The sequence below is a fragment of the Pseudomonas sp. OST1909 genome, from assembly GCF_015277575.1.
GTDB classification, from domain to species: Bacteria; Pseudomonadota; Gammaproteobacteria; order Pseudomonadales; family Pseudomonadaceae; genus Aquipseudomonas; species Aquipseudomonas synxantha_A.
Window position 1 is genome coordinate 3,900,231 of sequence record NZ_CP063780.1, and the last position, 17,402, is coordinate 3,917,632.

The 17,402-nt window shown below is 59.2% G+C and carries 13 protein-coding genes; 8 read left to right on the top strand and 5 right to left on the bottom strand.

Annotated features, from left to right (window positions below):
* Positions 1-95 precede the first annotated feature (95 nt).
* Positions 96-866, top strand: a complete 771-nt coding sequence (locus IH404_RS16900) for a helix-turn-helix transcriptional regulator (protein WP_078821164.1) — start codon at positions 96-98, stop codon at positions 864-866.
* Positions 867-870: 4 nt separating this feature from the next.
* Here the strand turns inward: IH404_RS16900 and IH404_RS16905 are convergent, their stop codons facing one another.
* From IH404_RS16905 to IH404_RS16920, 4 genes are all read right to left on the bottom strand, one after another.
* Positions 871-1,308 (bottom strand): carboxymuconolactone decarboxylase family protein, encoded by a 438-nt coding sequence (locus tag IH404_RS16905; RefSeq protein ID WP_005788953.1) that lies wholly within the window; start codon positions 1,306-1,308, stop codon positions 871-873.
* A 93-nt stretch (positions 1,309-1,401) separates the two neighbouring features.
* Positions 1,402-2,847, bottom strand: coding sequence for a mechanosensitive ion channel family protein (locus IH404_RS16910; protein WP_005788956.1), 1,446 nt, complete (start codon positions 2,845-2,847; stop codon positions 1,402-1,404).
* 180 nt (positions 2,848-3,027) lie between these two features.
* On the bottom strand, positions 3,028-3,894 hold the full coding sequence (locus tag IH404_RS16915; RefSeq protein WP_005788958.1) for a pirin family protein: 867 nt from the start codon (positions 3,892-3,894) through the stop codon (positions 3,028-3,030).
* A gap of 76 nt (positions 3,895-3,970) precedes the next feature.
* A complete protein-coding gene (locus IH404_RS16920; protein ID WP_194438521.1) occupies positions 3,971-5,176 on the bottom strand; it encodes a multidrug effflux MFS transporter in 1,206 nt (401 codons plus the stop codon).
* A 100-nt stretch (positions 5,177-5,276) separates the two neighbouring features.
* Between IH404_RS16920 and IH404_RS16925 the strand changes: the two genes are divergently transcribed.
* From IH404_RS16925 to IH404_RS16955, 7 genes are all read left to right on the top strand, one after another.
* Positions 5,277-6,380, top strand: a complete 1,104-nt coding sequence (locus IH404_RS16925; RefSeq protein ID WP_194438523.1) for an efflux RND transporter periplasmic adaptor subunit — start codon at positions 5,277-5,279, stop codon at positions 6,378-6,380.
* A 2-nt stretch (positions 6,381-6,382) separates the two neighbouring features.
* Entirely contained in the window at positions 6,383-9,457 is a 3,075-nt protein-coding gene (locus tag IH404_RS16930; protein ID WP_194438524.1) for an efflux RND transporter permease subunit, read from the top strand.
* 110 nt (positions 9,458-9,567) lie between these two features.
* On the top strand, positions 9,568-14,280 hold the full coding sequence (locus IH404_RS16935) for an RHS repeat-associated core domain-containing protein (protein WP_194438526.1): 4,713 nt from the start codon (positions 9,568-9,570) through the stop codon (positions 14,278-14,280).
* Positions 14,277-14,606 carry a contact-dependent growth inhibition system immunity protein gene (locus IH404_RS16940; RefSeq protein ID WP_194438528.1) on the top strand — a complete coding sequence of 110 codons (330 nt, stop codon included), beginning with the start codon at positions 14,277-14,279 and terminating at the stop codon, positions 14,604-14,606. Before IH404_RS16935 ends, IH404_RS16940 begins: the two co-directional genes overlap by 4 nt.
* A gap of 202 nt (positions 14,607-14,808) precedes the next feature.
* Positions 14,809-15,174: a hypothetical protein gene (locus tag IH404_RS16945; protein ID WP_242462611.1), complete on the top strand. Its 366-nt coding sequence runs from the start codon at positions 14,809-14,811 to the stop codon at positions 15,172-15,174.
* Positions 15,175-15,217: 43 nt separating this feature from the next.
* The gene (locus IH404_RS16950) at positions 15,218-15,502 is read left to right on the top strand and encodes a hypothetical protein (RefSeq protein ID WP_057703180.1); all 285 of its coding nucleotides are present in this window, start codon (positions 15,218-15,220) and stop codon (positions 15,500-15,502) included.
* Positions 15,496-15,912, top strand: a complete 417-nt coding sequence (locus tag IH404_RS16955; RefSeq protein ID WP_194438529.1) for a hypothetical protein — start codon at positions 15,496-15,498, stop codon at positions 15,910-15,912. The genes IH404_RS16950 and IH404_RS16955 overlap by 7 nt, the downstream gene beginning before the upstream one ends.
* A gap of 224 nt (positions 15,913-16,136) precedes the next feature.
* Here the strand turns inward: IH404_RS16955 and IH404_RS16960 are convergent, their stop codons facing one another.
* Positions 16,137-17,366 carry a M20/M25/M40 family metallo-hydrolase gene (locus tag IH404_RS16960; protein WP_194438531.1) on the bottom strand — a complete coding sequence of 410 codons (1,230 nt, stop codon included), beginning with the start codon at positions 17,364-17,366 and terminating at the stop codon, positions 16,137-16,139.
* Positions 17,367-17,402: the final 36 nt, after the last annotated feature.

A 17,402-nucleotide genomic window follows, 5' to 3' on the forward strand; every position in this document is an offset into this window, starting at 1 on the left:
CAGGTCCATCCATAAAAACAATGGACGAATTCTAGGGCGCGCCAACTGGGGTATTATCCAGACTTCGACATTTTATCCATGAAATCGGACAACCCATGGCTTGGCTCGAAGCGACTGCGTCTTTCAATCCCGACGCGTTTGCCGCTCCCGTGATCGGCATCGCTGCGGTGCTGGGCAATCACGACTCCGGCATGCATCGCCACCAGCGCGGGCAGTTGCTGTTCACCCAGCAAGGTTGCACGCGCATCACGCTGGACACCCAGCTGTGCCTGCTGCCGCCCACCCGCGCTGCCTGGATACCTTGCGGCCTGCCTCATCGCGCGGTGATGCAGCACGCAGTCGATTACCGGTCTGTATACGTGAGCGCGGCCCTGGCCGGGCAGTTACCCGCGCAGGTGCGAGTGATCCAAGTGAGTACCTTGCTGCGGGCCGTACTGGAACCGATGGCTATGGCACCCTTCGAGACCGATTGGCACACCGGCCGCTATGCCCACTTGCTTGGGCTGTGCCTGGACGAAATCCGCCATGCGGTCGAGCAGCCCCTGCTCCTGCCGTTGCCGCAAGACAAGCGCCTGGCACCCTTGCTGGCCCAACTCGACCGCTTGCCACCGACATTGCAGGAACTGGAGCAGCACATTGGCGCCAGCACCAAGACCATTGGCCGGATTTTCCTCAAGGAAACCGGCCTGGGGTATCAGCAGTGGCGCCAACAGTGGCGACTGATGCGGGTGATCGAACTGCTCGCCACCGGGCGCAGCCTGGGCTACTGCGCCTTTGAACTGGGCTTTGCCAGCGACAGTGCGTTGATCGCCTTTTTCAAAGGCATGACCGGCAGCACCCCGCGTGGTTATTTCAAAGCCAACTGATGCCTTACTTGGGCATCTTGCGAAACCCCACCGCCAGGCGATTCCAGCTGTTGATGGTGGCGATGGCCACGCTCAGGTCGACTTGTTCCTGTGGGCTGAATTCGGCGGCCAGGGCGTTGAAGTCTTCATCCGGGGCGTGGGTGTGGCTGAGCAGGGTCAGGCTTTCGGCCCAGGCCAGGGCGGCGCGTTCACGTGGGGTGAAAAATGGCGTTTCGCGCCAGGCCGACAGGGTGTACAGGCGCCGCTCGGTCTCGCCGCCTTTGCGCGCATCGGCGGTGTGCATGTCGAGGCAGAACGCGCAGCCGTTGATTTGCGAGACGCGCAGGCGCACCAGTTCCAGCAGTGGCAATTCGATGGAGAGTTTGCCCACCGCCGCTTCCAGGGCGAGCATGGCTTTCATCGCGTCGGGGGAGGCGGTGTAGAAATCGGTACGGGTTTGCATGATGAGACTCCAGAACGTTGGGACAGGTGCGCAGAGTAATCAGCGCAGCGTTCTGGAGAAATAGCCAATCCGGGCGAAGAACAGGTGACCAATCTACAGGCCACGGCTCCTCAACCACTGGATGAAGCCCTTCTTGACCGGCACCACGGGTACGTCTTCGGTCAGGGCCTGGGCGGCATGGCGACGGAAATCCAGCAGCGCTTTCATGGCTTCGCCGATATCATGCCGGGCGTCCAGGCACGGCTTGAGGTATTCATTTTCGATGCGGTACAGCGTGCAGTAGGTCTTGGCCGAAAAATCCGCCAGTGCCGCCTGGTCGGAAAGGATGCCGGACTCACCGATCACCTCCCCCGGCCCCATGCGCCCGGCCTCGAACTTGTGCCCGTCCTTGATCAACAGCACCGAAACCACGCCAGACTCGATGATGAACAGGTGATCGCTGACCTCCCCTGCCGCCAGGATCATCTCACCAGCGCGGTAGGTGTGCAGGGTCATGTTCTGGCTGAAGGTGTCTTTTTCTTCCTGACGCAAGGTGGAGAAGATCGACGAGCGCTCAAGCAGAGCGCGGGCGCCGGACACGGATGGCGGGGTGCTGCCTTCGGTGGAGGACAACAGCCCCACACCTGCCGCCTGCAAATGCCGATAGGCCAGGTCGTAAAGCTGGTTGCGTGTTTCACGCTTGAGGCCCATGGCCGGCACAAACCCACTGATTTCATATTCCACGCCGCCGCTGGTGGAGGCCTTGAACGCTACGCTTGGGGCGGGCTTGGCCAGCAGCGGCCGGCAGCCCTGCATGGCACGCTCCAGGGCCTCGATCACGGTTTGCGGGCGAGCGTGGGGGCTGACCTGCAGGCTGACCGCCAGGCCGAACATGTCTGCCGGGCGCGAAAAGTTGATGATCTTGGCTTTGGCCGCCAGGGAATTGGGGATCACCGCCAGGCTGCCCTGGGACGTTTGCAGGCGCGTGGCGCGCCAGTCGATGTCGGTGACGCGGCCTTCAGTACCGTCGATGGAGATCCAGTCATCGATCTGGTAAGGCTTGGTGGTATTGAGGACGATCCCGGAAAACACATCGCTCAAGGTGCTTTGCAGCGCGAGGCCGACGATGATCGCCACGGCGCCGGAGGTGGCCAGCACGCCTTTGACCGGCAGGTCGAGCACGTAGGCCATGGCGGCGATGATCGCAATCAGGAAAATCACTGCGCCCAGCAGGTCCTGCAATAAACGCCCGGTATGGCCGACCCGCTGCATCATCACCGCGCCGAGCAACACCGTAAGGGTGCGCGCCGCGAACAGCCACCAACCGATCTGCAACGCCGTGGCGGCGAGGTGCAAGGTAGTGTCGTCGGCATAGGGCGCCGCTTGCATGGGGTTCATGCCGTCGTTGAACAACACGGCACTGAATACCGCAAAGATCACCAGCCGCGCCGCCAGTTTCCAATTGGCCAGGCTGGGGGAAATAAGGCGCCACACGGCAATGTCGATAAGGATCAACGCCAGGGCGCACAACATCGGGTGATCAGCGATAAATGAGGGCATCCAGGCGACTCCAGGGCGAATGCCGAGAAGATCGCATGAAATAAGAACCCTGGGAACAAAATGTAGGAGCGAGCTTGCTCGCGAAAAGCCACAACGATAACGCGTTCTGTCTGATTGAACGCAGTATGTTGAAGTTCTTCGCGAGCAAGCTCGCTCCTACAGGTTTTTTGCGGTGAACCGTCAGGCGTGCATCTGCCCGAACTTGCCCGACTGGAAGTCGGCGAACGCCTGGTGAATCTCCTGCTCGGTGTTCATCACGAACGGACCGTGGCCAACGATGGGCTCGTCGATGGGTTCGCCGCTGAGCAGCAACACCTTGGCGTCGTCATTGGACTCCAGGGTGATCTGATCACCGTCACGCTCGAACAACGCCAGTTGCCCTTGGCGCGCGACTTCTTTGCCGTTGACCAGCACAGTGCCGCTGAGGATCACCAAGGCCGTGTTGCGCCCGGCGTGCAGGTCCAGCGTGACCGCTTTACCGGCGTTGAGGCGCAAGTCCCACACGTCAATCGGCGTAAAGGTGCGGGCCGGGCCCTGAGTACCGGCGAATTCACCGGCGATCAGGCGCAATTGCCCCGCGTCGTCAGCCAATGGCAGCACCGGGATATCGCCATCCACGATGGTCTGGTAACCGGCATCCGCCATTTTGTCCTTGGCCGGCAGGTTGACCCACAGTTGCACCATTTCCAGCGCCCCGCCCCTACGGGCGAAAGCCTGGGAGTGAAATTCCTCGTGGAGAATGCCCTTGGCTGCAGTCATCCATTGCACATCGCCCGGGCCGATTTTGCCGCCGGCACCGGTGGAATCGCGGTGCTCGACTTCGCCGTCGTAGACGATGGTCACGGTTTCAAAACCGCGATGCGGGTGTTGGCCGACGCCGCGACGCTGTTCAGTCGGGGTGAATTCAGCCGGGCCTGCGTGATCCAGCAACAGGAATGGGCTGATGTGCTTGCCCATGGTGTCGTAGGAAAACAGCGTGCGTACCGGGAAACCATCGCCGACCCAGTGGGCGCGGGGGCTGGTGTAGATACCAATTAGCTTTTTCATGATGTACCTCCAAAGTGAGTACACCATAAATCGCCTCACCCTTGAGCACTAGCCGGCAAAACTGGCCCTGATCGTTCTATATATAGGACAGTGTTTTAATCTGACGTTGGCGCAGCAGCTGAAAGGCAACCAGCGCCGACAATGCAAACCCGGCCTGGATAATGATCATCGGCGTGGCACTACCATCGCGCAGCTGGCTCAGCAGCAACCCGCTGCATGTGGCGCCGAACATCTGCGCAAAACCCATCAACCCGGCGGCCAAACCCGCACGGTGCGCATTGGGCATCACAGCCCCGGTAACGGAACCGGGCAGCACCAGGCCGCCGCCAAGCGTAACCAGGGCGATGGGAATATCCAGTCCCACTACCGAGAGCCCGAACAACCCGTAGATCGCCAGGGCTGCAACCCCGCCAACCGCCACCATCGTCACACCCATCGCCACAATGCGCTGCGGCCCCAGGCGTTGAATGTTACGGCGGGTATAGGTGGAGCCGACGATCAGCATCGACACGATCAGCCCGAAGTTGAGACCGTACTCCAGGCTGCTGAAACCCAGCAGATTGATAAACACCGCCGATGAACCGGCGATCACCGCAAACATCGCGCCGTAGGTACACGCCAGAGCCACCGCGTAAGCACGATACTGGCGACCCTTGAGCAAATCCAGATACTGCCCGCCGAGGGTGCGCCAGTGGGCGGCCCCAGGGTCGAGGTGATGGTTGCTCTCGCGAAAGAACAGCAGCGCCAGCAGTAACACCAGGCTGCCGATCACCAGCGCGAGGGCGATGGGTGCCTGCCAGCCGAGCATTTTGATCAGCAAGCCCCCGGCTATGGGCGCAACGACGATGGCATACAACATGCCGATCATGGTCAGTGCCAGCGCCGGGCCCGCCTCGGCTTTCCACACATCGCGCACGGCGGTGCGCGCCAGTACCAACGCGGCGCACGCGCCAAGGCCTTGCAGCACACGGGCGGCGATAAATTGCTGGATGTCGGTGACCAGCAGCATCGACAGCGTCGCCACAACGTACAGTGCCAGGCCTGCGATCAAGACCGGCCGCCGGCCGATGCGGTCCGACAGCGGCCCGAACAGCAGCTGCCCCAGGCCAAACGCAGCAACGAACGCCGACAGCGCCATCAGTGCCGAGCCTTGCGGCGCCAGCAGCGCCCGCTCGATGGCACCCAGACCCGGGATGATCAGTTGTGTCGAGACTTCACCCAATGCAGTGAGGGCAACCAGCAAGAACAACAGGCTGCGTGACGGTGCCGGGGCGTTTGTCATGGGGAATATCCGGGGGCTGGATTAATTTATATTTCGACCATAATATGAGTGAAAAATTATGTCCATAATTTTTTGCCCTATGGTCACCCTGGAGTTCGTCATGCCCCCTCTCCCCCTGCGTCTTCTCACGCCCCTGGTCCTGTTGATGTTCCTCAATGGCTGCAACAGCAAGGCCGATACCGCCCAGGTGCGAGTGCCGCGCCCGGTACTCGCCGCCAAAGTCGAAGCAGCCGGCACCCAGCAAAGCGCCTATACCGGTGTGGTGGCGGCACGCACTGAAAGCAACCTGGGCTTTCGGGTCAGCGGCAAGGTGATCGAACGCAAGGTCGACCCCGGCCAGCACGTCTCCCGTGGCGACACCCTGTTGGTGCTGGACATCGGCGACTTCGAACTGGCGCTGCGCTCGGCAAAAAACCGCGTCAACGCCGCCCAGGCCCAACTGCGCCAGCGCCGCGATGACGAAAACCGTTACCAGCGCCTGGCCAGTACCGGCGCGGTGTCGCGGCAGATCTTCGATCAGTCGGCCACTAATCTGCGCGTCGCCCAGGCCGAACTGGCCGCGGCGCAATCGGATGCCAGCCAGATCGAAAACCGCCGCACTTATTCAGTACTCAAGGCCGATGGCGACGGCATCATCACCGACGTGCTGGCCGATCGCGGCCAGGTGGTAGCCGAAGGGCAAATCGTGGCGCGCCTGGCCCATGACGGCGCCCGCGAAGCCATCGTCAACCTGCCGGAGAACCAGCGTGACCTGGCTGCGCAAAAAGCCCTGGCGTTTCCCTTTGGCGCAGCGGACCAGGCGGTGACCGCCACCCTGCGCGAACTGTCCGCCAGCGCCGACCCCGTCACCCGCACCTATCGCGCACGTTATGTGCTGCATGGCCCGGTCGAACGTTTCGCCCTCGGTTCCACCATCACCGTGCGCCTGCAAGGCAACGGCCAGCCCCTGCAAACCCGCGTGCCCATTGGCGCCTTGCAGGATGCGGGGCAAGGCACGGGCGTATGGGTGATTGGCGACGATTTCAAGCTCAGCTTCGCCCCGGTGAAGGTCGCCAGCCTCGGCCAGGAGGACGCCTTGCTCGACAGCGGCGTAATACCCGGCCAAACCATCGTCGCCCTCGGCGCTCACCTGTTGCACAGCGGCGATACGGTGCGTTTGCTGCCCTCCCAGGCGCTGGCCCTCAACCGTAAGCAGGATCAATGAGTATGCGCGGGATCAACCTCTCCGAACTGGCCGTCAAACAACGCGCTGTCACCCTGTTTTTGCTGATTGCGATCCTCGTCGCCGGGGTCTTCGCGTTCGGCAAGCTGGGCCGCGCCGAAGACCCCTCGTTCACCGTCAAGGTCATGACCATCACCGCCGCCTGGCCCGGCGCCACCGCCCAGGAGATGCAGGAGCAAGTGGCCGACCGCCTGGAAAAACGCCTGCAGGAACTGGACTACTACGACCGCGTCGAGACCATCGCCCAGCCGGGTTTCGTGTCGATGCGCATGACCTTCCTCGAATCCACACGCCCGAGCGAGATCCAGGCGCTGTTCTACCAGACACGCAAAAAGCTCAGCGACGAAGCCGCGCAACTGCCCAAGGGCGTGATCGGGCCGTTTTTCAACGATGAATATTCCGATGTGTATTTCGCCTTGTATGCCCTGGAGGCAGAACACCTGCCCCACCGCCAACAAGTACAAATGGCCGAGGAACTGCGCCAGGGCTTGCTCAACCTGCCGGGGGTAAAGAAGGTCAATATCCTTGGCGAGCAGGCCCAGCGCGTGTTTGTGGAGTTTTCCTATGAGCGCCTGGCAACTCTGGGCATCAAGCCCGAACAAATCTTCGCCGCCCTCGCCGCGCAAAACGCCGTGGCGCCCTCAGGCTTCGTCGAAACCGCCGGCGCCCGTGCCTACATTCGCATCGACGGCGCCTTCGACAGCCTCGCGCTGATCGAAAACGTACCGCTGCAAGTCAATGGCCGTGTGCTGCGCATCGCCGATGTCGCCACCGTGAGCCGCGGATATGAAGACCCGCCCAGCTACCGCATCCGTCACCAGGGCGACCCCGCGCTGATGCTGGGCGTGATCATGGAAAAACACTGGAACGGCCTGGAACTGGACAAGAGCCTGCTGGCCCAGGAAGCCAGGATCCAGGCCGACCTGCCCTTGGGCGTGAACTTCGCCAAAGTCTCCGACCAGGCGAAAAACATCAGCCTGGCGGTCAACGAGTTCATGCTCAAGTTCTTCGTCGCCCTGGCCGTGGTGATGCTGATCAGCCTGCTGGCCCTGGGCTTTCGCGTGGGGCTGGTGGTGGCGGCAGCCGTGCCGCTGACGCTCTCGATCGTGTTCGTGATCATGCTGGTCACCGGCCGTGAATTCGACCGCGTGACCCTCGGCGCACTGATCATCTCCCTGGGCCTGTTGGTGGACGACGCGATCATTGCCATCGAGATGATGGTGGTCAAACTCGAAGAAGGCTTTGATCGGATCCACGCGGCCACCTACGCCTGGAGTTCCACGGCGGCGCCGATGCTGACCGGGACCCTGGTCACCATCATCGGTTTTCTCCCGGTAGGGTTTGCGCGCTCCGGGGCGGGCGAGTACGCCGGGAATATTTTCTGGATCGTAGGTTTCGCGCTGATTTCATCCTGGCTGGTGGCCGTGGTGTTTACGCCTTACCTGGGCGTGAAGTTGTTGCCGCACATCAAGCCAGTCCCCGGCGGGCATGATGCGATTTATGCCGGGCGCTACTACCAGAAACTGCGCAGCCTGGTGGAGGCCTGCGTGCGCGGGCGCTGGCTGGTAACCGGGCTGGTGGTGGCCGCGTTCGTGCTGTGCGGCCTGGGTATGGCGGTGGTGAAGAAACAGTTCTTCCCCGACTCCGACCGCTCGGAGCTGATTCTTGAAGTGTATATGCCACCCGGCAGCGCATTTAAAAGCACCGAAGCGGTGGCAGCGCAGGTGGAGAAAGCCCTGTTGCAAGAGCCGCAGACCAGCATGGTGGACACCTATGTGGGCGGCGGTGCACCGCGGTTTTTCCTGTCGTTGAACCCTGAAATGCCCGACCCGGCGTTCGCCAAGCTGATCGTGCAAACCCCCGACTCCCACGCCCGTGACGCGCTGAAACTGCGTATGCGCGAGCGCATTGCGGCAGGCGAATTTCCATCGGCGCGGGTTCGGGTCACACAGCTCGTCTTCGGCCCGCCGGTGCCGTTCCCGGTGGTGTTTCGCGTCTCCGGGCCAGACCTGAATGTGCTGCGCGGGCTGTCTGAAGACGTGCGCCAGGTCGTGGCCGGCAACAAGCTGACCAGAGACACCTTCCTCGAATGGGGCGAGCGTGCCAGCGCTTATCGCCTGGTGCTGGACCAGGATCGCCTGCGCTTGCTGGGTTTTACCCCCGACGAGGTCAAGTCCCAGCTGAACGCCCTGCTCAGCGGCAACCCGATCACCGAAGTCCGCGAAGGCAACCGCACCGTCTCAGTGGTGGCCCGCGCCCAGGGCAGCCAACGCGAAGACCTTGCCAACCTCAATAACATGACGCTGACCAACAGCGCCGGTACGTCGGTGCCGCTGGGCCAGGTCGGGCATTTCAAGGCGGTGATGGAAGAACCTATCCTCAAGCGCCGTGACCGCGCCACCACCGTGGAAGTGCGCGCCGACATCATCGACGGCGTGCAACCGCCCGATGTGGAAATGGCCGTGTACAAAGACCTGCAACCGCTGATCGCCAAGCTGCCCAGTGGTTACAAAATCGACATCGGCGGCCCGGTAGAGGAAAGCGCCAAGGCCAACGTGGCCCTGGCGGCGCTGTTCCCGATCATGATCCTGCTGACCCTCACGGTGATCATGTTCCAGGTGCGCTCGTTCGGCGTGATGTTCATGGTGTTCGCTACCGCGCCTCTGGGCCTGATCGGTGCAGTGCCGACCTTGTTGCTGTTCAACCAGCCATTCGGTTTCAACGCGATTCTCGGGCTGATCGGCATCGGCGGCATCCTGATGCGCAACACACTGATCTTTACCGACCAGATCCGCCAGAACCAGGATCACGGCATGGCGATTCGCGAGGCCATCATCGAAGCCACAGTGCGCCGTGCGCGCCCGGTAATCCTCACCGCACTGGCAGCGGCGCTGGCGTTTATTCCGCTGACGCTGTCAGTGTTCTGGTCGTCGCTGGCCTATGTGCTGATTGGCGGCGTGTTGGTGGGCACGGTGTTGACGCTGTTGTTCCTGCCGGCGCTGTGCAGCCTGGTGCTGCGCGACAAGGTTGCTGAAACTTCCCACGCAAGCGCCGGATAAGCTCTACTCCCCCGCCCTGAAAACCTCTGCAAAGTCCCTCGCCTGATCAAACAGTGCGAGGGATTGCAGATGGTTGTTTTCGTTAGAGCCCTGGTTGACAGGGCTGGCTCTTGATTCCGGTGATCGCTGGCTTTGTGCTGGCCCCCATGGATCCCAAGGCGCCGGATGTCACTCGCGTTTTAGCAGATTTTCGTACCTGCCTGAACACGTTCGACGCGTGGGCCGACAGCCTGTTGAGTGGTTCGGCACTTGCCATGGAGCAGGTGTTCAAGGTTGGGGAAGACGTCGCACTGGTCGCGCCGGCCTCTTCCGACAAACCCAGCCGCACCGTCGCTCAATGCAAAGCCCAGGGTGGGTTGACCCTGGTGCATCTGTTTGAAAGTACCCGGTTTGTACCCATCGGCAACACCCAGGTGCAACTGCAAGCTCTGGCTCGGGATGGCAGCCCGGTCGGCGCGCCGCTTCATCGGACCATCGGCCCCAGCGGAATCCTCGAAGTCAACGACTGTACCCGCGACCAGCAATACCAAATCACCTTTTACCCCAATGTCTCCAAGGATCACGTCAAGGCGCTGTATGCCTCCTACACGTCAGTGATTGCCGGGTTGGAAGCTGATCTGCGCAAGCAGTGGGACGAGCATTTCCAGCTTCAATGGGCCGACTTTGTCAAAGCGCCAGCCTATCAACGCAGTGGAATGCAGGGCATGGCCTTTGCTACCGGGCTCGGCAAGGCGCTCTACAACCTGTGGGACAACATCACCGAGCTGTATGACCTGCTCGCGAACTTCAAATCCAACAGCGAAAAGTTGCTGAAGTACCTCTCCCAGGCCGAGCTGGATGCGCTGCTCGCGCTGGGCAAAGACACGCTGGCCAAGGGATTGCTGGTGCTCAGTGATGAGCCGCTGCTGTTTATCTACGTGGCAGCGGTGGTGGCCTGGATACGGATGCTGCCGCCGCCGCAGATGTATGAGTTGCTGGGTGAAATCACCGGCGAAGTCTTGATCAACCTGCTGCTGATCTGGGCCACGCGGGGTATTGGCGTACAGCTGCGGCTGGGTGCGCAGATGCTCAGTCGCGTCAAGTCCGGGCAAGCGCGGGCGTTGTTGGAGTTGCTGGCCAGGCAGGTGGCGGGGCCGCGGCTGGACACGCATGTTGAGGCCGCCAAGCCTGTGTTGCTGAGCAGTTCGGCGACACCGGTCAAGGCCGTGCCGGTGGTTCCATTGAAGGCGGGCGACACGCTGGTTTCGAACCCGGTGCCGATGGTTCGCAACAAGACTCGGCAGACGGTATTGGTCCGGCAGGAACACGTTGATGATGCCCCCGCCGTGGCGTCGAATCCCAAGGGAGATGCGGCGGCGCCAGCGGACAAGACGGTCACCAACGGCTGCCCGGTGTCGATGGTCACCGGGGAAGAATTACTCACCCTCACCGACGGCGCGCTGGATGGGGTTTTGCCGTTTGAGTGGACCCGGCTGTATCGCACCAGTGCGGTGGAAGTCGATTGTGGGTTGGGGTTTAGCTGGAGCCATGCGCTGGCGCACAGGCTTTGTGTGTCGGGCGATTCGGTGGTGTGGATCGACCATGAAAATCGCTCGACCACCCTGCCCTTGCCTACAGCGGCTCGACCCGCGATCACCAATAGTCTTGCCGAAGCGGCGATCTACTTGGGCTCGACGCCTGATGAACTGGTGCTGGCCCAGGCGTCGCGGTTCTATCACTTTCGCGACGGTGTACTGACTGCGATCAGCGATGCGTATGACAACCGTCTACGCATTTGTCGTGATCGCTCGGGGCGAATTGAGCGGCTGGATAACGGTGCTGGTCGCTCGCTGCTGCTGCGTTATGAGCTGGATCACATCGTGGCGGTGGACTATCAGGTGCATCGCGCCACAGGGCGTGAACCTTACGTCTGGGAAACCGAGCAGAACGTTGTTTCCTACGCCTATGACGAAGCTGGACGACTGGTTTGCGCGACCAATGCCGTCGGTGAAAGCGAGCGTTATCGGTACGACGATCAGCACGTCATTCTTGAGCGGCAGCTGGCCGGTGGGGCGAGTTTCTTTTGGGAGTGGGAAGGCTCCGGCAAGGCGGCGCGCTGCGTCCGGCACTGGGCGAGCTTTTCGCAGATGGACACGCGCTATGCCTGGGGGGATGACGGCCGTGTCACCGTGCATAACGCCGATGGCAGCCAGGAAGTCTATGTCCACGACGACCGGGCGCGGTTGGTGCAGCGGATCGATCCGGACGGCGCCGAGCATTTCAAATCCTATGACGACAAAGGCCGGCTGACCGTCGAGCAGGACCCGCTGGGCGCGGTGACGGCTTATCAGTACGACGAAGCTGGGCGCTTGGTGGCGTTGTTTCCGGGGGATGATGAGCCGACCTCCTACGAACATGACAACGGCTTCGTACGGGTTGTAAGGCGCGGCGAGGCTGTCTGGAAATACGAGCGTAATGAGCAAGGCGATGTCACCCACAAAACTGATCCAGATGGTAATTCGACTGACTACAGCTACAACAAATACGGGCAACTGACCGGAGTTTGGTACCCGGATCACAGTTGCCATCGGCTGGTGTGGAATGAGCGGGGCCAGTTGCTGGAAGAGCAATTGCCCAATGGCGGGATCAAGCGTTATCGCTATGACGATTTAGGGCGCCAGATTGCCCGTGAGGATGAACACGGCGCGCAGACAGTCTATGAATGGGACAGCGTCGGTAGGTTGATTCGCCTCGTCTTGCCAGGCGGCACCACACGAGAATTCAGCTACAACCCCTACGGAAAAATCATCGCCGAGCGCGATGAACTGGGCCACGTCACCCGCTACGAATACGCCGATGGGTTGCACCTGATCAGCCGCCGTATCAACGCCGACGGCACCCAGGTCAAATACCGCTACGACAACGTTCGCTTACTGCTGACCGAAATCGAAAACGAAGTGGGCGAAACCTACCAACTCGACTACCACCCCAACGGCCTGATCCAGCAGGAAACCGGCTTCGACGGCCAACGCACCGCCTACGTCTACGACCTCAACGGTAACCTGCTGGAAAAGACCGAACACGGCGACGACGGCAGTCAGCTCATCACCCGCTACGAGCGCGACCACGCCGGTCGCCTCGTACGAAAAACCCTGCCTGATGCCAGCGTTGTCGACTATGCCTACGACCGCCAAGGCAATCTCCTCAGCGTCGAAGACGGCCACTGGGCGTTGGCCTACGAATACGACCGCCAAAACCGCCTGACCGCCGAACACCAAGGCTGGGGCACCTTGCGCTACGGCTACGACGCCTGCGGCCAACTACAAAAACTGCGCCTGCCCGACAACAACCGCCTCACCTTCAACCACGACAAAGGCGGCCACCTCGCCACCGTCGAACTCAATGGTGAGGTGCTCACCTCGCACTTATTCAAGAGTGGTCGCGAGCACCAACGCCAACAAGGTCAACTGCTCAGCCATTACCACTACGACGACCAGAACCGCCTGCACGCCCATGCCGTTACGCAGCAGCAAAACTACCTCTACCAACGCCAATACGACTACGACAAAAGCGGCACCCTCACCCGCCTGCTCGACACCCGCAAAGGCGAACACCTTTACCGCTACGACCCACTGAATCGTCTGACCCGCGCCGATCATTCCCAAGACGTCCAGGAGCGCTTTGCCCACGACCCAGCGGGCAACCTGCTGATGCAAGACCGCCCCGGCCCGGACATCGTTGCCGGCAACCGCCTGATGATCCAGGGCGACCGCCATTACGACTACGACGCCTTCGGCAACCTGATCCGCGAACGGCGCGGCAAAGGCCAGCAACTCGTTACTGAGTACCGCTACGACTGCCAGCATCGGTTAATCAGCATCACAAAACCGAACGGCGAAACCGCCAGTTATCGCTATGACCCGTTTGGCCGGCGTGTCAGCAAGACCGTGGAGGGCAAGACCACCGAGTTTTTCTGGCAAGGCGACAAGCTGATTGCCGAGCACCACGCGGAACGCCATCGCAGCTACATTTACGAACCGAACAGCTTCCGCCCACTGGCACTGCTGGAAGGCTATGGCCCACAGGACACCACGCCCTACCACTACCAACTCGACCATCTGGGCACACCGCAGGAACTGACCGACACCGAAGGCGAAATCGTCTGGTCCGCCCACTACCGCGCCTACGGCCAGATCGCCCGCCTCGACGCAGGCAAAATCGATAATCCGCTGCGTTTTCAGGGTCAATACTTCGACGCGGAAAGCGGCCTGCACTACAACCGCCATCGCTACTACAATCCGGATATTGGCCGCTACCTGACGCCGGATCCGGTGAAGTTGGCGGGTGGGGTCAATGCGTACCAGTACGTGCCCAACCCTACGGGATGGGTAGATCCTTTAGGGCTGAGCTGTAAGGTTGGAATTTGTCCTGGCTCAAAAGTCGGGGCCCCAACAGAAAAAATACCCAGCGGCATACTAGACGAGCATGAAAAAGCAGGTGGACATCTGATTAAGAAGCACGTAGAGCGGACTGACTATCAATTGGTAGAAAGACTTGAGGCGGAGCCACATATACCTGCAGCATCTACGTTCAAAACTTTAGAAGACGCAGAAGCACTTGTATCCAAAAGCTTGGCTTCGCATAGTCAGGAAATATCCAAATTCCTAAAAGGAACGAAGGACAAGCATATTATCAGAGAGCATTCGAGCCAACCCGTAGGGTTGAGCGTTATAAGAGGCACCGTAGAATCCATACCTGTTTGTAAGTTTATGCTAGTTTTAATTCGAAAACCAAAAATGCCAGATGGCTACCTTTTACTGACAGGATACCCAATAGAAAAATGAATAACCAACTAACTGAACTTCAGCAATTTTTTGGAGCTTACTTCCATCAAGACTGGGTAGACGAGCACGCTACAGCTGACGAGGTCATTGATGCCTTTCTCCTAGACTCATCTACGGATGTAATCCTCACCGTAAAAAAAGAAACTCTAGAATTGATCAAATCCTATACAAACGAATCAAATCTTTTGGAGAACCTGTTACACAAACAGTATTGCTATTATTACTATCCGCACGAGTGGGCATCGGGACCGCTCTGGCTGAGCCACATCGCGAGCAAGTTTGAGAACTACTTATTGCTTCAACAAATAAATCAATTAGACAATTAAACAGTTAAAATAATGAATCACGCAGAAAAAGCCGATCGGTGCGGATTAGTTGCTCGCGCACCACCAGAAGCAACAACTGTAATAATCGCGGGAGCGATTGTAGGCGAAGGACATTCTGGCAACGAAATCAAATATAGCCAGCAACCTAAGTCCGAGCAATACTGAATAGAGATGGCAAACCCAAAACGGCTTATACGGAGTTATGACAGTGAAAACCAAAGCACCTAGCATGTCAATAATTCGCGGATTGTTATTCACTTATGACATTGAGAACACTGATGATTTAGAAAGAGAGGCGCGGATTGCTTCTGCAGACGTAAATGACGAAAAAGAGCTCACCGAACTTTTTGACGATCTGACCAAGCCAGAATTTCTGATATACACCACATCAGAGCAAGATTGGTTCATTACTTCAATAGAATATTTCTTGGCGGCCAGCGATAACTTCGATGATGCATTCAAAAAAATGACAACTTATTTTAGCGCTGAGATAGTTGACCAAAGAAAATTCATGCGAGTTCTACTACGCTGCTTACAGCACTACAAGATAGAGTCCGATGCGAGCTAATGTCCCTAAACAAATAAACACCTCCAACAAAAGGAAAAACCCTATGCAGTTAAGCACTCAGTTTAAAAGTCATCGAGCGCAATTCGCTGTACTAAATGAGGTAACCACAAGAGCAGAACGCAATCTACCGCCTTTTACCGGGGAAGATTACTACGGCAACCCAATTGTCCGAATCGAAATGCAGGGTTGCGGAAGAGGATATATACCAAACCCTACTGATCGGAATAATCCAATACTTGATGAAAATATGGATGCAGCGATCGCGAAATTCGATCGCGAAACCAAAGAACTTTATACCGTATTTCCTGTGAGCAATGACCAATGCTGAAACACCCTTTTCTAGATATCCCTTACGCACCGAAACTTCGCCACTTACTCAGCCCGTTCGATATTTATGATCGCGAAGAGACTGTAGGTGAAGAGCTTGCATGTTATGACATCAATCTTGACGCAGACAGAGAGCGGCTGATCAAAAAATACATAATTGAGAAATCTTCAGATCTAAGCTATCGACATCGCAAGGTCTTATGCGACAAATTGGGGGCTGCACTTAGCGACGAAACCTATAACTTTTCGCACTTATTGAGACAGGCTCCCGGCTATTACTGCACCCTGCCTTGGGGATGGAGTGACATGGACAATCCAAAAGGTTTTTTCGAAGAAATTTATAGATTAGCTAATGAGTGGTGGAAAGAAGACCTCCAAAAAGCCAGCCTCGAAGACCCTGCCACATGGTAACCCGCGGTATTGGACACACTGAGTATCCCATGTGGGAGAAGGCCTGCCCGAATGCCAGGCTTTTGTAGGAGCGAGCTTGCTCGCGAGAAACGCATAGACGCCACGTTTATTCAGGAAACACGCGCTATCGTTGACGTTTTTCGCGAGCAAGCTCGCTCCTACAAAGGGCGATGGCGCCCCCTCCCACATTTGAATCTCCTCAGTACGGCAATCCAACGCTCCGATCAGCGCTTGGCCAGCTCCATAATCATCCGGCTCAACAGATAAACCCGCGGCACCACGCTCTCCACCTCGGCATATTCCTCCGCCGTGTGGATATTGCCCCCCACAATCCCAAACCCATCCAACGTCGGCGTCCCTACCCCGGCCGACAAGCTGGCATCTGCGGCGCCGCCGCTGCCTTCGATGGTCAATTTGCGCCCCAGTTCGCCATAAATACCTTGGGCTATCGCCACCAACTTATCCGATTCGGCCGTCTGCGGCATCGGTGGCAGGCCGCGTTGCAGGCTGGTTTTCACTTCAGTGTCGGGGATCAACTTGTTGGTTGATACCCGCGCCAGATCCTTCTCGATTCGATCGAACTCTTCGGGCACCGCCGCACGTACGTCGGCCTTGGCAGTGGCCTGGTCGGGGATAACGTTAGTGCGGTCACCGGATTTGAGCACGGTGAAGTTGATGGTGGTCTTCTTCTCTTCATCACCGAGCTTGCCCAGTTGCAGGATCTGGTGCGCGGCCTCCATGGCGGCGTTGCGTCCCAGTTCCGGGGCGACGCCGGCGTGGGCGGACTTGCCTTTGACTTCGACCACCGCGGTCGCGCTGCCTTTGCGCCATACCACCAGGCCGTCCGCTGGGCGGCCGGGTTCCAGGTTGAGGGTCACGTCATGGACCTTGGCGGTTTTACGGATCAGTTCCGAGGCAGCCTCAGAGCCGGTTTCTTCGCTGGCGTCGAGCAGGAAGGTGATCTGTGCGTAGTCCTTGAAGCCCTGGTCTTTCAGGACTTTCAGCGCGTAGATGCCGGCGACGATGCCGCCCTTGTCATCCATCACGCCGGGGCCATAGGCACGACCGTCCTTGATGTGAAACGGGCGCTCGGCGGCGGAGCCTTCCTTGAAGACAGTGTCCATGTGCGCCATCAGCAGGATCCGGGCCTTGCCGGTGCCTTTGAGGGTGGCAACCACGTGGCTGTTATTGGCCGCCTTGTCCGGTACCAATTCAATGCTGAACCCCAATTGCTTCAACTCATCCACGGCGATGTCACGCACTTGGGTCAGGCCCGGCTCGTAGCCTGATCCCGAGTCGATATTTACCAGGCGCTCCAACAGCTTCAGGGCCTGGCCCTTGTACTGCTCGGCATCCGCCTGGATCTGCTTGTGAGGTTCGGCGCTGTAGGCCGGCATGACGAAGGACAACGCCAGGGTGGCGGCCAGCAGGGTACGCGGGAAAGTGAAGAGCATGGAGCGATCCTTTTTTGTTGGAATGGGCTCCCCACA

What these genes read in the sequence shown, in the direction of transcription:
- IH404_RS16900 (WP_078821164.1), top strand. Translation starts at nt 96, where the DNA reads ATGGCTTGGCTCGAAGCGACTGCGTCTTTCAATCCCGACGCGTTTGCC.
- IH404_RS16905 (WP_005788953.1), bottom strand. Translation starts at nt 1,308, where the DNA reads ATGCAAACCCGTACCGATTTCTACACCGCCTCCCCCGACGCGATGAAA.
- IH404_RS16910 (WP_005788956.1), bottom strand. Translation starts at nt 2,847, where the DNA reads ATGCCCTCATTTATCGCTGATCACCCGATGTTGTGCGCCCTGGCGTTG.
- IH404_RS16915 (WP_005788958.1), bottom strand. Translation starts at nt 3,894, where the DNA reads ATGAAAAAGCTAATTGGTATCTACACCAGCCCCCGCGCCCACTGGGTC.
- IH404_RS16920 (WP_194438521.1), bottom strand. Translation starts at nt 5,176, where the DNA reads ATGACAAACGCCCCGGCACCGTCACGCAGCCTGTTGTTCTTGCTGGTT.
- IH404_RS16925 (WP_194438523.1), top strand. Translation starts at nt 5,277, where the DNA reads ATGCCCCCTCTCCCCCTGCGTCTTCTCACGCCCCTGGTCCTGTTGATG.
- IH404_RS16930 (WP_194438524.1), top strand. Translation starts at nt 6,383, where the DNA reads ATGCGCGGGATCAACCTCTCCGAACTGGCCGTCAAACAACGCGCTGTC.
- IH404_RS16940 (WP_194438528.1), top strand. Translation starts at nt 14,277, where the DNA reads ATGAATAACCAACTAACTGAACTTCAGCAATTTTTTGGAGCTTACTTC.
- IH404_RS16945 (WP_242462611.1), top strand. Translation starts at nt 14,809, where the DNA reads ATGACAGTGAAAACCAAAGCACCTAGCATGTCAATAATTCGCGGATTG.
- IH404_RS16950 (WP_057703180.1), top strand. Translation starts at nt 15,218, where the DNA reads ATGCAGTTAAGCACTCAGTTTAAAAGTCATCGAGCGCAATTCGCTGTA.
- IH404_RS16955 (WP_194438529.1), top strand. Translation starts at nt 15,496, where the DNA reads ATGCTGAAACACCCTTTTCTAGATATCCCTTACGCACCGAAACTTCGC.
- IH404_RS16960 (WP_194438531.1), bottom strand. Translation starts at nt 17,366, where the DNA reads ATGCTCTTCACTTTCCCGCGTACCCTGCTGGCCGCCACCCTGGCGTTG.